The following is a 15,556-nucleotide window of genomic DNA, read 5'->3' on the forward strand; positions in this document are numbered from 1 at the left end:
CATTACACCTCAATTCTGACAATTTTCCGCAGCATAAACCAGCCAATCACGATGCCTGAAGCTCCCATTATGATCAAAGCTATACCAAGCGGATGTACATATAACTGGCTGAAATATTCTGGATTCACCATTTGTAAATAAACAGCTAAACCGATGGGTAACAAGGTCACTACCCAAGAGGATAACTTCCCCTGAGAGGTTAACGCATTAACCTCATCTTTCACCCGGATCCTTCCGTTAATCGTCTCCTGAATCGTCTCTAATAAAACAGCCAAATTCCCACCACTCGTGCGTTGAATAAGCATGGCTTTTACTGTCATTTCTAATTCTTTATCCGGCAGCCGTTCAAGCATTTGTTCAAAAGCCACCTCCATCGGCACGCCATACTGAATATCAGTAATCACTCGCTTAAACTCCGTACCTAAGGGATCAGTATATTCTTCAGAAATCATCTTCATAGCCTGCATAAAACTAAACCCTGCACGCATTGCATTCGACATCGTTCCAAGTGCTTCAGAAAGCTGATAAGCGCAGCGTTTTAACCTCTTTTCAATAATCTTTCTCAAAAAGAACACAGGAGCGAGGTATCCCAAAATCCCAGTAATCCCTACCATAATCCAATGGAGTCCGTAAAAATAAGCTAACATCGTCACCATCACCATAGTGACTATTCTTAATAGAAGGAATTCTCCCGGAGAAATATTCTTATTAGCAATAATAAGTGATTGCTTCCATTTATTTGCTACAGATAGATTATTTAATAAACGGCCGATCTTTTGAAATATAGGCAAAGAGTTTTCACGGGATTTCTCTTTCTTTTTCCTTTCCTCTTCAGCTACTTGAATCTGAGCGATTCGTTTTTTTGTTTTGCGTTGTTTAGTAATATAGCTAGTAGCCCAGTAAAAAACTAGCATCGCTAGTATAAAACTAGCGATCAATGTTGGGAGAAGGATTCCTTCCATTTAGTACCACTCCTTTAAATACCAAGAAGTTGGAATGGTAAAACCAATCAATTCTAAACGCTCTGCACAATAAGGACGTATGCCTGTCGATTGAAAGTGGCCTTGAATGGTTCCACTTTTTTCACCCATCCCCGTCTCTTTAAATAAAAACAAGTCTTGGAGAACAATTGTATCCCCTTCTAAACCTAATACTTCGGTAACATGAGTGATCCTTCTTTTTCCATCCCGCATACGTTCCTGGTGGACAATTAAATCTAAAGCTCCGGCTATTTGTTCCCGAATCGCTCGGATTGGCAGTTCAAATCCAGCCATTAATACCATCGTTTCTAAGCGAGCTAGTAAATCACGCGGAGAATTCGCATGTCCTGTCCCTAAACTTCCTTCATGTCCTGTATTCATCGCCTGCAGCATATCGAGCGCCTCTGAACTTCGAACTTCTCCTACAATTATTCGATCGGGCCGCATTCTTAATGAATTTTTTACTAAATCGCGAATCGTTACTGCTCCCTCACCCTCTAAGTTCGGCGGACGAGCTTCCAATGAAATAATATGATCCTGAGACAGCCTTAGTTCCGCTGCATCCTCAATGGTAATAATTCTCTCCGTAGGCGGTATGAAAGACGATAATACATTTAAACTTGATGTTTTACCCGATCCTGTTCCCCCACTAATGAATACGTTGAGTTTTCCTTTAACACTAGCCTCAATGAAGTCAGCCATATCTTGATTAAGGGTTTGAAATTGAAGAAAATCATCAATCGTAAACGGTCGCTCAGAAAACTTACGAATCGTTATTGTAGGTCCATGGATGGCTAACGGTGGAATAATTGCATTTACCCGCGAGCCATCAGGCAGACGAGCATCAACCATCGGTGAACTTTCATCGATTCGTCTTCCAAGTGGATGAACGATTTTCTCAATCACTCTTAAAATATGGTCATCATCTTTAAACGTAACATCCGTCCTTTCGATCTTTCCGTCTTTTTCAATATACACATCAGAAGCTCCATTCACCATCACTTCAGTTACCTCATGATCAGAAAGAAGACCTGTGATAGGTCCGAATCCTAACAATTCATTCTCCGCATGATAAAGAACCTTTTTCTTTTCCTCAAATGATAGCGACTTGCCTTCCTTGTGGAAAAACTCCTCAGCTTTTTGCGTAATGACTTTCTCGTAATCCTCAGAGCTGTTATCCCCCAACTTTTTCAATTCTTCTACTAAATAATTGTGTAATTTATTTTCTAAATGATCACCCGTCATTTTTCGATTAAGCTGAAAATGGGACGAATGAGCGTAAGCCTTCTTGGTTAATAATTCTTCTTTGCCCATTCTTTTTAATAAAGACATTAGTTTGACCTCCCTGCGCTTACCACCTTTATCGATGGTTTTGATTTAGCTGATTTTCTTTTAACATCAGCCTCCTGGTCAATAGACTTAGTGATCAGCCTGCTAATTTTTGCTTTAGGATGACTGATCACATAGGGTCGCCCTTCATTTACAGATTGAAAGACCAGTTTGTTCGCTTCAGGAAGCGTTAGAAAGATCGGTACACCGAGGACCTTTTCAGCTGTAGAAATCGCGATTCCTCTTTTTTTAGAATTACGGTTTAACACAATCTTCAAACTATTTTTAAGTTGTAAAGTCTCAAGTGTTTCCATGAATAATCGACAATTTTTCAAGGTAGGTAAATCAAGCATCGTTACCATGTATATTTCATCCGAATGTTCTAAAGCTGTTAAGACAATGTCATCCATATAAGGCGCCGTATCCATGATGACGATGTCATATTTGCCCCGGACTTTTTCCATTAAATGTTGGACATGAGCAGGAGTGATTACCTCAGCAAACTCAGGCCGCAGTGGCGCAGGCATAACATCAATCTGCTCATTATATGATTCAACATAGGGTTGAATCGGTCCACTCATCCTGTCACTCGAATCTTTAATCCATTCATACATCGAGCGCTTCGGCTGGCGATCAAAGAACATACTCACATCACCAAACTGTAAATCTAGATCAATCACAAGTACGGACTTAGACTGGGCCGCGTAAGCCGAAGCCAAATTAACAGAGAACGTTGTTTTTCCTACTCCACCTTTTGTGCTGCAAACGGTCATATACGATGTTGTTTTCCCACTCTGCTTAACCCTTGCATATTGCTGTTCTCGCTCTACAATGACATGATCCAAATCGTCCGGGTGAATCGGATAAACGAGTACATCGAGTGCTCCACTCCTCATGGCCTTACGAATGTCTATAGACAGGCTTTGATCTAATAAAATAATTCCCAGATGAGGGTAAATTGCATTAAGAGAACGACACGTTTCATAAGCATCCTCTTGATCCCTAGCTTCGTATAACAGCACACCATATTCACTTTTTTCATACCTATCATTTTTTAATTGATTGGTCTTATCAAGCCATTCCACCTTCCTATCATACTTATTAAATAGTTCAGAAATCCATTGTTCACGACTTAATTGTGGAGCGATGGCAAACCACCTCACTTTAAAAACACCCCTTTATGAAGTTGATCTTCATGAATGTGTAAATTCTCTTTTTCTTTTTTATCGTCTCCTTCAGCCCGCAACATCATATACAAGTCATACTTCGTCGTAAAACCAAGAGTTAAACCTTCTTTAGGCGAAACCTCGACCGTAACCATTTGATACCTCTTGCTCTCTTCCTCCGCGTCCGCTGCGTGTCCGATAGCTAACACCTTAACGTTTTGCAAAACCAGTGAACCTGCATCGTGCTGATCATCCTCCGAATCTTCAGGAACCGTTAAATTAGCTACCACATCAATGTAATCTCCTGGTTTAATAAAACCACCAACGCCCTGTGGATCTGATAACTGCACACTCATCGCTCGTTTACCTTCTTCGATTGGAATCATTTCATTGGAAAACTCTTCAGATTCTTCTTCTTTCGGCTCCTTTTCCTTCACCTGTCCAGAATCTTCACTCGCGTTTACAGCTTGTTCAGGTGTGTTGTAACTTTCTAAATATAGGTAAAGAACAGCTGTGGCACATAACCCAAAAAGAATGGACCAAATCCATAACTTTTTTGTTCTCATAACCAACCCTCTTTTCATTCCTTTATTGAACTAACCGAACGCCATAAACACCGAAGTCGTTCCCTTTATTACCAAATTCTCCAGAAGCTATCATTTCTATAAATCTACCTCTAACATCATGCTGACTAATGGATTCTACCCAAAAGGCTGCAAATCCAACGATCTTCACATTTGATTTACCACTGACTTCACTATAGCTCTTCACAACAGGTAGAATCATCACGCGTTCACATGAGCTATTCGCTGTCTTATATTGTTGACAGTGATTTTTTGAAGAGTCCAAATTGATTCTGTATTGTACTCCTTGATCAACCTGCCCCCACCTCATCCCAGTTTTGGTGCTTTCATACATATCACCAGATACTTCTACAGTGACTCCATATTTAATTTTGTCACGAGTAGTATTATATTCAGGATGTTCAATATCTAAATAACCGAAATTCCCATTTTGGGGTTCATTGTTTTTATTGCCAGGTTGAAAGTGTAAAGTGATAGACTCATTTCTTTTAAACCCCGATTTCTCAATCCCAATTGGAACTACGTCGTTACTTTTGATAAGATTTCCTTTTAATTCAGCCCTTGACATAGCACTCACTTCAGCTGTATTTATACCTAGTACTTTTGCAAATGTTAATGACAAGTTAGTCGTTTTATCTAATTGGATAAAATGATCACCTGTCCACACTTCAGCTCCTGCTATTGAGTATCCATTTTTAGCTCCATATTCCATAGCCATCACCTCTGCATCACCCTGGCTCGAGAGAAGATCTTGTGCACCTGCTAATGCAGAAGCGTCTAGACTTTTTTGTAACTTACTTTTTTCCAAAAATAAGCTTCCTCCATCCACAACAAGAGCAACAAAGCCACAAAACACAACGATAAACATAGCAACAAAAATGATTGCATTTCCATCTTCTTGCTTGCACTTCTTGATAAATAACTGATGTTTTTTCATGTTATTCCACCCTCATCACAGTCGTATCTTTTAATGTAATGGGGGAAGATAAACTTTGAATTACTGGGGTCAAAAACCCGATATCATAAGTTAAAGTAACTGAAATTTCTGAGCCACTTTCCCGTTCTCCAGACGGGCTTAGTTTGGTATTCAAATTGGAATCATTTAATCCAACAGTAGAATTTGTTACAGTTGCATAAATTTCACTATCTTCCGCCCCTACACTCGCCGTTCTGGCAGCTTCTCTTCCTGCGTGATCTAATGTGAGATATGCATGAAATATCCTTCCAAAATCAACGATACCAAAGATCAGCATGAGCAAAATCGGTAGGACGAGAGCGAGCTCCACAAGAGCTTGTCCCTTTTGTGATTTCATAATGAGCCCTCCATAAAATATGAACACACAGTCCCTAACACAATTGCCACACCATACGGAAAAGTCTCCGATCCAGGCTGTTGGCTAACGGAAAGGGAACCTCTTTCTCCTTTAAATATAAAGATGGAAAAGAAGATTTGTTGAAAGAAGCCACTAAGCTTCTTTTTCCGAAATAGCAGCACAAACGCAACGAGTCCACCGATTAAGGCTGCGTATATAAACGTGTAAAAAACAAAATTTGTTCCCATTAAAGAACCAATAGCCGCTAACAACTTTACATCACCAGCTCCCATAGCGCCGAATACAAAGAGAATAAATAATAGCCCGCCACCGACGAGTAGCCCGCTTCCACTAAATAATAAGCCTTGCCAACCATTGATAATCGTATGAATGATTAAGCCTAGTAGCACGGCGGGCAGTGTGATCACGTTATAAATTTTCCTTGAGCGAATATCGGTGATAAAGCAAATGATGAGGACGATGGTTAAAATAGTAAGTATCATTTATATTTGCCTCCTTTCTTTTTAAAAAGAAGCCCCGCTTCTAATTAAAAAGGCAGGGCTGTTTTGAATTAGTTTGGAATGTATGAGTCAATTTTCTAGCCGTCACTTTCAACGTTACCTTTAAGGGCTTCTACTATTACGTTAAATGCGTCTTTAATCTGTTCACCTAAAGTGACAGCTACCCCAGCTACTACTACCGCAATCAAAGCTAAAATCAAACCATATTCCGCCATCGCTTGTCCTTCTTCTTCCTGAATAAACCTTTTTAGCATTTCCATTATAAATTCCTTCTTTAAAACTAAATCGCATTATAATTTTTCATTCTTTATAATGAAAATTATCGAAAATGTTTGTTTATGAGAATGATTGGGCTATTATTGTCCATTTTCAGATTAATCACCACCGAGTTCTGTAAGGGCAGTTTCTATTTTCTGAAATGCGGCTGCAATCTCTTCACCTAAAGTGACAGCTACCCCAGCTACTACTACCGCAATCAAGGCTAAAATCAAACCATATTCCGCCATCGCTTGTCCTTCTTCTTCCTGAATAAACCTTTTTAGCATTTCCATTATAAATTCCTCCTTTTAATTACGTTCTCTTTTAAGAACATAGTCACATTATAATAGGTCGTTCTTTATAACGAAAACACCAAAAATGTTCATTTATATGAGAGAACGGTATGTTATTGTCTATTTTTAGGTATTATCTACGATTTTCTTAAAATATCGTTCTTTTTAAAACACAATAAATAGCTTATAATGAACAGAATAATAAACTTATAGGAGGAGTACGATTGACTACAGTGCGTTCAATAGATTATAAGATCGTAGAAGCAAAATCTTTTACAGAACGATTTCTAGGCTTAATAAATAGAAAACAGCCGATTATGGATGAAGGCCTTTGGTTTGATCGTTGCAACAGCATTCATATGTTTTTCATGTCTTTTCCTATTGATGTAGTTTTTTTAGATGAACAAAAAAAAGTAATAAGATCTCTTCCTGCCGTTCAGCCTTGGACATTCGTTAAACGCGTCCGTCATGCCCGATCCACTTTAGAACTTCCTAAGGGAGCGATTGAACATTACCAAATTAAAGAAGGGGATCTTTTAGAAATTCAGCTATGTTAAACAATGTTTATTTAATGGAAAACTTGTCGAATTTCTCATGTCAGGAAGTTGTTGATTGGATGGGAATCTTTGCTCGCTTTCCGCGGAGGAACCGGCGAGTCTCATCGTTCCCTTAGCCCCTTTCTCTATTTCTAACGCCGGAACCATGATACTGTTCCTACTATTTACTTCAGATAATTGCCTCAATTATTCAAAAAAAACAGGCGTCTGTTCCCTATTGGGTTAAAACACCTGCTTTACTCATATTCTACTTTTGAATTAAACTTCCACTTGCCTTTCTTTAGAAGAATATTTACTCATTAAACTTCCTGCAAACGAAGCAAGTACTTGCTGAAACAGCATACCCACAATAACAGGGACGGCAACGGGAGCAGGGAAATAAGTGATTGCAATCACCGCTCCGCCACTAATGTTTCTCATCCCACTATTAAACGTGAGAGAAACTATCGTTCCATCTCCCCTATTGACTAGCTTTCCTGAAAAATAACCAATCGTATAAGCAAGAACCGCCAGCATAAACACTGTAATGGCAATTAAAATTAACTCTCCGTTAATGTTCTTCAAATAGGGGGCAACAGCTGAGCTATTAATGGCTACAACCGTGCCAATTCCTAGTTTCGCAAATGGAGCAGAATTAGCCTCAAGCGACCTAGTAAATTCTTCTTTAGCAAATTGATTGATCAACATACCTAGCAGTGAAGGGATCACAATCATCCATAATAGCCCCGTCATGATATTACTTGCATTCATCTCGACTGTATTGCCAACTAATAACTGTAGCATGAACGGCACAATAAAAGGAGCGAGCAGCGTATCGATTAAAATAATCGATAGGGTTAAGACAACATTCCCTTTATAAATCGACACCCAAATTAAACTTGTAATCCCTGTTGGTATAATAAAGGAGAGCACAAGTCCCATCGTCGTAAAACTATTTCCATGAAAGATCAACTTCCCCACCCCTAATGCAATCAATGGCATAACGAGATGAAGAACAATTAAACACACAACCAGTGACATCGGGTGCCTCAGCACATTCGTCAAATCACGAAAATTAGAACCCATACTTCCCGAAAAAGTCATAAATGCAAAGATCCATGGAACGAGGAACACATACATACTAAGCCACTCCGCAAATAGGACTCCAGTCACAACTGCTAGTGGAGTCATATAGGGCATAAATTTTTGTAGTTTCTTGTTTATAGTTTGTAACATGAATTAATTTTCCTTTTATCATCATTTATGTAGAACAAAAAAGAGCGTCCTTTTACTCCGTTAATACCGAAATAAAAGGACGCTAATATACATGTATACTCCATACCTGTATACTTGTATAACAACATTATTATCAAAATTTTAGTGACCTTTAGAAGTTTAATCATATCTCGCATATTAAATTTGGTCAATTTTCCTCATTAAATTAAAATCCGCTCTTTTCACTTTTATTATCAATCGGTGTGTTAAAAATTGAGTTTAAAAAGTCCAGCTAAATACTAGTGGATTTTTCTACTATTTCACAGACTTAATAGGTTTATTAACAGTTACTACGTTAGTTCGTTTATGATTTGTAGCAATAACATAGATAGCAAGGATTCCAATTACAGAAACAATAACTGTTCCAATATTAAAAATTCCCTTTTCTGCTGTCCAGACAATTGAATAACCTAGTGCACCAGCCATTGTTACATAATAGACAAAAGGAATAAATGTTTTCCTGATAATATCCCCTTCTTTCCCAACTAACCCTACCACAGCGGAGGCGGCCACTACATTATGAACACAAATCATATTTCCAGCTGCCCCACCAACAGCTTGCAAAGCAACGATCCACGGGGCATTTACACCAATTTGTGCGCCTACATCGTACTGGAACAATGAAAACATCATGTTACTGATTGTATTACTTCCAGCTATGAATGCCCCCACTCCACCAATCAATGATGAAAACAGTGGCCAGAAATCCCCAGTTAGAGAGGCAACACCATTAGCTAATTCAATAGGCATGCCTGCGTAACCCGCAGCTCCACCACCAGAATTCAGAAATACTTGCACCATTGGAACTGTGAAGACTAACGCTGTCGACGCAGCAACCATTGTCTTCGCAGAATGCGACCATGCACGTTTATAGCCGGTAAAATCCATTTGGTGAATAAGAAATGTCAGGAGGGAAACCACAACAAATACTGTACCTGGTAAATAGAGTGGTTGAAAACTAGCTGAAATATCCGTTCCAAGTAAATTAGGAAAAGATACTGTCCAAGCTTGAACTAAATCAAGTAATGGTAACGCTTCCAACCTTGTCAATACTAAAAACAAGCCAACTAAAATGTACGGTGTCCATGCTCGAACCATCGACATATTTCCACTTTTATGTGAAATATCTTTTATTTCTATGCTACCAGTCCATTCAGGATCCCATTTTGACTGTTCATCAAAATCCCAATACTCTTCTTTAGGGGGCATTAGAAATCCTTTTTTAGCTGCAGTTACAACAATAATTAAACCTACTAACCCACCAATCATAGAGGGAAACTCTGGTCCTAACAAGTTGGCAACAATCACATAGGGGATAGTCATAGCAAAAGCTGCGAATAAGGCAAATTTCCATACTTTTATTCCTTCACTAAATGATTTATTTTTCCCAAAATACCTTGTCATAATGGCAACTACAAATAAGGGAATAAGTGTACCGACAATTGCATGAAGAATCGATACTCTTCCACCAATCATTGTAACGAGGGTTAAAAAGTTGTCCGTAATACTAGCATCTGCCGCTAGACCTGATTGAACACCAACTAGTATGGGCGTACCAACTGCACCAAATGAAACGGGTGTACTTTGTATAACCATTCCAGCTACAACGGCTGCCATTGCCGGAAAACCCAATCCAACTAATAATGGCACAGCTACAGCAGCAGGAGTACCAAAACCAGCCGACCCTTCTATAAATGAACCAAATAACCAAGCAATAATAATAACTTGAATTCGCCTATCAGGAGAAATACCAATGAATCCTTGACGTATTGTCTTAATACCACCACTCTCTTGTAATGTGTTTAATAATAGAATGGCACCAAAGATAATATACAGAAGAGTTGCCGCTACAACCAGCCCGTTAATGGAGGCTGCAGTGACGACTGCTCCTGGAACCTTCCATACAAACAAAGCTAATAAAACGGCAATAATATAAGAAATAGGCATAGCCTTACTCGCTGGCCATCTCAGTCCTACTAGAAAAATCCCCACAGCTATAATTGGCAATATGGACAATAAAGCTAGTACACCTGTATTCATAAAACTTCCCCCTAAATTGATTTTACTTTCCCACTCCATTAGGATACCGTTCTGTCATTGTGTAGGTCCTTAAATAAGCCATCATAATGTTAAAGCATAGCGACAAACAGACGCTATGCTTTTTAAAAAGATTTATGGAATTCATTTATGGGTAATTCATGGTAGTTATGATCACAATTGGAGTCTATGAATTTATAGGTGTCGATACCCTGACCGTCGTATTTCTTAAAGTTCCAATTTCATTAACCTTACATTCTATAACATCACTGTCCTTGACAAAATGAGCACCGAGTGGACTGCCGGTAAGAATGACGTCTCCTGGATTTAAAGTCATTACCGTAGACAAATATGCAATCATTTCTTTCATTGGCACAATCATATGTTCCACTGGACTGTTTTGTTTTTCTACTCCATTAATATCCGCTTTCACATGTAATTTTAAGGGGTCAAGCTCCGTTTCAATGACTGGACCAAGTGGAGTAAACGTATCAAAAGACTTTCCTACTGTCCAATGCCCATCATCATGAAAAAATTGCGGCGCCGTAACATCATTTCCGATGGTGTAGCCAAAAATATGATCTAGAACCTGTTCTTTAGAGATATTTTTTGTCTTCTTTCCTATTACAACTGCTAATTCTGATTCAAATTTTATCTCTTCTATTGAATTTGGTATGATCACTTCTTTATCAGGACCTATGACTGACGAAGCAGGTTTAAAAAAGAATACAGGGAGGTCGGGTAATGATTCAGGTACGTCTTCCTTACGCCCTACATAGTTAGCACCTATACCTATAATCTTACTTGGGGTGACAGGCGCTAAAATTTCAATCTCATCATATGCAAAGATATCATCAGTAAACTCCCATTCTGAAAAGATGTTTCCTTTGATCGACTTGACCCCTTCTTCAGATACAACACCATATTGTTCAGAATTATTATAGATAAACCTTATAAATTTCATATTTCCACTCCTCTTTTTAATTATAACTACTAATGAGTTACCGTTTCTTTTTCTATTTTCTTAATATCCATACAACGACTTGGTGTAGGGAATAGTTTTCCTTGGTTCAGAAGATTTTTCGGATTAAACACTTCTCTGATTTTTGTTTGTGCTTCTAGTTCTTCTTCTGAGAATATAAAACGCATTTCTTCTTTCTTTTCGATGCCTACTCCATGTTCTCCCGTAATAGATCCTCCCACATCGGCACACGCCTTTAAGCATGCAGTCCCCGCTTTCAAGGCTTTTTCTGTATCGCCCGGGACCCTTGAGTCAAATAAAATTAATGGGTGAAGATTTCCATCTCCCGCATGGAATATATTAGCAATCCTTAAACCGTATTCTTCACTAATTGCTGAGATATTGCTTAATACTTTAGGTAGTGTACTTCTCGGAATCACTCCGTCTTGCACCAAATAGTCTGGTGATATAGCACCCATCGCGCCGAAGCCAGTCTTTCGATTTGCCCACCACGAACTTCTTTCTTCCTCGCTTTCTGCAACTTTCACCTCTCTTACATTCCTTTTATGACAAACCTTTAATATTTCATCAATTTGTTCATCAATACCAGCAATAATTCCATCCACTTCAATGAGTAATAGGGCTTCAATGTCATCGGGATGACCTACTGGATAAGAGCCCGCTTCCACACCTGAAATTGCAACTTTGTCCATCATTTCAAGAGCAGCAGGAACGATGCCTGCCGAAACAATGTCAGATACTGCATGACTTCCGTCTTCGATATCATCAAAATAGGCCAGTACTGTTTGCTTTCCTTGTGGATTTTTTAAAATGCGCACTGTTATCCTAGTAACAATTCCTAGAGTTCCTTCCGATCCTGTTAGTAAACCTAGTAGATCATAACCAGGAGTGTCAGGTACTCCGTCATCGCTTATTTCAATGATCTCACCATCCGGGAGTACCACTTCAAGTCCCAATACATGATTAGTTGTTACACCATACTTTAAGCAATGGGCCCCTCCTGCATTTTCAGCAACATTTCCCCCTATTGTACATACATATTGACTAGATGGGTCTGGAGCATAGTAATATCCCTTATCAGATATGGAATTTGTTAACTTTAGATTAACAAAACCAGGTTGAACTACAGCCTGCCTATTCTCATAATCTACACTTAATAATTGTTTCATCTTCACTAAACTAATAATCACTTCTTGATTCATAGGGATCGCTCCCCCACTTAACCCAGTTCCAGCGCCTCTTGCCAGGAAAGGAAGTTCGTTCGAGGAACAATATTTAACCAAATTAGCTACTTCCTCTGTATCTTTTGGAAAAACTACCGCTTTTGGCAGGGATTTTTCGATAGCAAATCCATCACAATCGTAAGAAAGAAGATCCTCTTTTTTGTAGAGAGTGTTTTTTATCCCAACAATATTAGCAAGTTGATCAATATGTCTATCACCACTTGATTTACTTCTCTTATTTCTTAGGAACAACAGATTCACTCCTCTCTAACAGATAAAACTTTATCCGTGGATGATTTATCCGTATTATTTTCTTGATCCTTTTGATAAGCCCAATCAAGTAGTTGAACCGTGTGAACAATTTCCGCTTTTCTTCCGTGTTTTTGTACGCCTAAAGCCATTTGAAGCATACATCCTGGGTTCCCCATGGAAATCATCTCAATATTTTCGGGGACGTTTTCCATCTTTCTTTCTAGTACAGCTCCTGCCATTTCAGGGTTAGTGATATTATAAATTCCTGCACTTCCACAACATGTGTCAGCATTTGCTTGTTCGATGTATTCAACTCCTGGAATATCATTTATAAGCTGACGAGGTTCATGACGTACACCTTGCCCATGAGCTAAATGACAAGCATCATGATAAGTTATTCTTTTATTCAATGAACTCTTAGGTTTTTCGTAACCGCTTTCATATAAGTGTTTAGAAATATCTTCGACCTTAGCAGCAAATGCTTCAGCTTTTTCTTTCCACTCCGTTTCATCCTTAAATAATTCAGGATACTCTTTTAAAGCACAGCCACACCCTGCAGCATTAACGACTACTTTGTCTGCGTCCTTAAATGCTTCGATGTTTTGTTTAGCTAATTTTTTACCAGTCTTTCGATCTCCCGCATGAATGTGTAAAGCACCACAACAAGTCTGATTCTTTGGAATTAAAACTTCATTGCCGTTATGTGTCAGAACATTAATTGTTGATTGGTTTATGTCACTGAACATAATGTCCATAATACACCCTGTAAGCATGGATACCGTTGATTTAACCTCTCCTTTTGCAGGAATCACTTCAACGTCTTTGTATTTTTTCTGAACTGATGTTTTTACCTTTGGCATGATAGATTCCATATCTGCTAGATGATTTGGCATAATGCGAATGGCCCCGGTTTTACGAACGGCTGTTTGAAGTCCACTCGTCTGATAAAATTTCAAAAGTGCGCTAATAGTATTTAAGCGATTTCTATGAGGAAACAAGTCTCTTAGAAAAAATTTTCCAATAACACCTTTCATCCCTTTTAAAGGGATAGCCTGTCTAACCTGCCCTCTTGCCTCTTCAATGAGCCCGCCTACATCCACATCAGCTGGACATGCTGTAGTACAAGCCCGACAATCAAGACATTGAAAAACAGGATCCATAAATTGTTCATTTAACTCAATCTTTCCCTCTGCAACAGATTTAATCAGGTGGACACGTCCTCTTGGGGAATGTTGTTCTTGCCCTGTTTCTAAATAAGTGGGACAAGATTCTAAACACATACCACAATGAACACAGTCTGCCCATTTATTTTCATCTGGGTGGTCTTCTTTGAAATAGTTACTAAGACTAATAGTCGAACAAGCTGGATCATTATTTTTCACTTTTTCTACCAACATCTTATATCCCCCCTATGTATCGTTTATGATTCAAAGTATTATGAGGGTCTATTTTTTCTTTAATGCCTTTAAATAAGAAAAAGTAAGAAGGTATCTCGCCCCAGACGTTTAATTCACATCTAAGTTGATATGAAAGATGCTTTATGATTACATATCCACTCTTTCCCTGCATGAATTTCCTCATATGAGAAATAGTCAATTTTACGCTTGTTTCTGTACCCTTAAGGAATAAGTTGCTAATCCCATGGCCAACACCACCATGAGCTTGTATTTCTACATGATATTCCTCTTGAATCCTTTGACTTTCTTCAATAATACTTAAAACACTTAAATTCTTACTCCCTATTTTAAGAACGGCTTCTATACAATCACTGTCTTCCTCATCCTTTAAACAATGAGGAGCGATAGAAGAGAAATTCTCCCAAAATTCATTTGCCTGCTGTAATGTTAAAAGTTCAGTAGAAGCGCCAACAGGCTTGTGCTCCTCCACCCACTTTTCCTGATAGTGAACAGCATTCTCTACATCCTCAAACGAGATCAATAGATTATAAGTATGGCTGTTTCGTAATTTTTCTGACAAGGTAGGATTTAGTAATTCTATTGATGATGGCTCCACCATCGAATCTTGCAATGCAACAACAAAGGATCGTATTTGTTCGAGTTGGTTCTCCTGTACAGAAATGATCATTAAACTTTCATACTTTGGCATTGGTCGCAATTTCAACGTGATCTCAGAAATCACTCCCAGTGTTCCCATAGACCCGACAAACAGTTTATTCATATCATATCCAGCAACGTTTTTTACGACTTTTCCGCCTGTTCGAATGACGCTACCATCAGGGTAAACAACCCGTAAACCAATAACTAAATCTCTTGCAGATCCATATTTTAACCTTTTAGGCCCACTCTCGTTTGCAGCAATTATTCCACCGATTGTGGCGTGATTTGGCCAGTTTGGATCGATTGAAATCATTTGATGGTGCTGGTTTAGGTAATTTTGCAACTCCGAAAAAGTCGTACCTGGTTTTACAGTAACCGTCATATCGCCGACAGTATGCTCAACAATTCCTTTATAGTTAGCTAGAGATAACAAATAATCATATTCCTCTACTAATCCTCCATACCCGTTCTTAGTTCCACTTCCGATAATAGATACACGTTTCTTTTCATTATGAGCCGATTTAAGTATTTCAGAAATTTCATTCTCACTTTTAGGTGTTAAAACAGATAAACCATTGTTACCAAATATTTTATTAGGGACCATTTTTTTATCCATTAGTTTCTCTGACTCCACAAACGATCCTCCTCCTTCTACATGAAGCGTGTTGAGAGATATACCCTTATAAATTTTATACTTTTCAAATAATTACAGTTAAAAAATAACTATGTTAAATTTTGTCACAAAAATGT

General features: G+C 38.5%; 16 protein-coding genes. 1 reads left to right on the forward strand and 15 read right to left on the reverse strand.

The window, feature by feature from the left end; all coding sequences use genetic code 11:
* Nucleotides 1–2 precede the first annotated feature (2 nt).
* The 9 genes from ACFQIC_RS18955 to ACFQIC_RS18995 form a co-directional block, all read right to left on the reverse strand.
* Nucleotides 3–962, reverse strand: a complete 960-nt coding sequence (locus ACFQIC_RS18955) for a type II secretion system F family protein (protein ID WP_204710677.1) — start codon at nucleotides 960–962, stop codon at nucleotides 3–5.
* Nucleotides 963–2,312, reverse strand: coding sequence for a CpaF family protein (locus ACFQIC_RS18960; RefSeq protein ID WP_204710680.1), 1,350 nt, complete (start codon nucleotides 2,310–2,312; stop codon nucleotides 963–965).
* Nucleotides 2,312–3,472, reverse strand: coding sequence for an AAA family ATPase (locus ACFQIC_RS18965; RefSeq protein ID WP_204710682.1), 1,161 nt, complete (start codon nucleotides 3,470–3,472; stop codon nucleotides 2,312–2,314). Before ACFQIC_RS18965 ends, ACFQIC_RS18960 begins: the two co-directional genes overlap by 1 nt.
* Nucleotides 3,469–4,041, reverse strand: coding sequence for a Flp pilus assembly protein CpaB (cpaB, locus tag ACFQIC_RS18970; protein WP_204710684.1), 573 nt, complete (start codon nucleotides 4,039–4,041; stop codon nucleotides 3,469–3,471). Before cpaB ends, ACFQIC_RS18965 begins: the two co-directional genes overlap by 4 nt.
* Nucleotides 4,042–4,063: 22 nt before the next feature.
* Entirely contained in the window at nucleotides 4,064–4,996 is a 933-nt protein-coding gene (locus ACFQIC_RS18975; RefSeq protein ID WP_204710686.1) for a pilus assembly protein TadG-related protein, read from the reverse strand.
* A 1-nt stretch (nucleotide 4,997) separates the two neighbouring features.
* The gene (locus ACFQIC_RS18980; RefSeq protein ID WP_204710688.1) at nucleotides 4,998–5,372 is read right to left on the reverse strand and encodes a TadE/TadG family type IV pilus assembly protein; all 375 of its coding nucleotides are present in this window, start codon (nucleotides 5,370–5,372) and stop codon (nucleotides 4,998–5,000) included.
* Nucleotides 5,369–5,875, reverse strand: coding sequence for an A24 family peptidase (locus tag ACFQIC_RS18985; protein WP_204710690.1), 507 nt, complete (start codon nucleotides 5,873–5,875; stop codon nucleotides 5,369–5,371). Before ACFQIC_RS18985 ends, ACFQIC_RS18980 begins: the two co-directional genes overlap by 4 nt.
* Nucleotides 5,876–5,970: 95 nt before the next feature.
* Complete coding sequence (locus tag ACFQIC_RS18990; RefSeq protein WP_390217679.1) at nucleotides 5,971–6,153, reverse strand: Flp family type IVb pilin; 183 nt, start codon at nucleotides 6,151–6,153, stop codon at nucleotides 5,971–5,973.
* A gap of 114 nt (nucleotides 6,154–6,267) precedes the next feature.
* Nucleotides 6,268–6,444 (reverse strand): Flp family type IVb pilin, encoded by a 177-nt coding sequence (locus ACFQIC_RS18995; protein ID WP_390217681.1) that lies wholly within the window; start codon nucleotides 6,442–6,444, stop codon nucleotides 6,268–6,270.
* 233 nt (nucleotides 6,445–6,677) lie between these two features.
* Between ACFQIC_RS18995 and ACFQIC_RS19000 the strand changes: the two genes are divergently transcribed.
* On the forward strand, nucleotides 6,678–7,001 hold the full coding sequence (locus ACFQIC_RS19000) for a DUF192 domain-containing protein (RefSeq protein ID WP_390217699.1): 324 nt from the start codon (nucleotides 6,678–6,680) through the stop codon (nucleotides 6,999–7,001).
* 258 nt (nucleotides 7,002–7,259) lie between these two features.
* On the opposite strand, the gene ACFQIC_RS19005 is transcribed toward ACFQIC_RS19000, so the two are convergent.
* The 6 genes from ACFQIC_RS19005 to ACFQIC_RS19030 all read right to left on the reverse strand — a co-directional run bounded on the left by ACFQIC_RS19005 (nucleotide 7,260) and on the right by ACFQIC_RS19030 (nucleotide 15,440).
* Nucleotides 7,260–8,216 carry a bile acid:sodium symporter family protein gene (locus tag ACFQIC_RS19005; protein WP_204710692.1) on the reverse strand — a complete coding sequence of 319 codons (957 nt, stop codon included), beginning with the start codon at nucleotides 8,214–8,216 and terminating at the stop codon, nucleotides 7,260–7,262.
* Between the two features lie 294 nt (nucleotides 8,217–8,510).
* Entirely contained in the window at nucleotides 8,511–10,295 is a 1,785-nt protein-coding gene (locus ACFQIC_RS19010) for an L-lactate permease (RefSeq protein ID WP_204710693.1), read from the reverse strand.
* Between the two features lie 184 nt (nucleotides 10,296–10,479).
* The gene (locus ACFQIC_RS19015; protein ID WP_204710694.1) at nucleotides 10,480–11,256 is read right to left on the reverse strand and encodes a fumarylacetoacetate hydrolase family protein; all 777 of its coding nucleotides are present in this window, start codon (nucleotides 11,254–11,256) and stop codon (nucleotides 10,480–10,482) included.
* A gap of 29 nt (nucleotides 11,257–11,285) precedes the next feature.
* Entirely contained in the window at nucleotides 11,286–12,749 is a 1,464-nt protein-coding gene (locus ACFQIC_RS19020; protein ID WP_204710695.1) for an FAD-linked oxidase C-terminal domain-containing protein, read from the reverse strand.
* A 5-nt stretch (nucleotides 12,750–12,754) separates the two neighbouring features.
* Complete coding sequence (locus tag ACFQIC_RS19025; protein ID WP_204710696.1) at nucleotides 12,755–14,146, reverse strand: (Fe-S)-binding protein; 1,392 nt, start codon at nucleotides 14,144–14,146, stop codon at nucleotides 12,755–12,757.
* Between the two features lies 1 nt (nucleotide 14,147).
* Nucleotides 14,148–15,440: an FAD-binding oxidoreductase gene (locus ACFQIC_RS19030; RefSeq protein WP_390217684.1), complete on the reverse strand. Its 1,293-nt coding sequence runs from the start codon at nucleotides 15,438–15,440 to the stop codon at nucleotides 14,148–14,150.
* Nucleotides 15,441–15,556: the final 116 nt, after the last annotated feature.

It is taken from the genome of Halobacillus seohaensis (assembly GCF_042663045.1).
Taxonomy (GTDB): domain Bacteria; phylum Bacillota; class Bacilli; order Bacillales; family Halobacillaceae; genus Halobacillus_A; species Halobacillus_A seohaensis.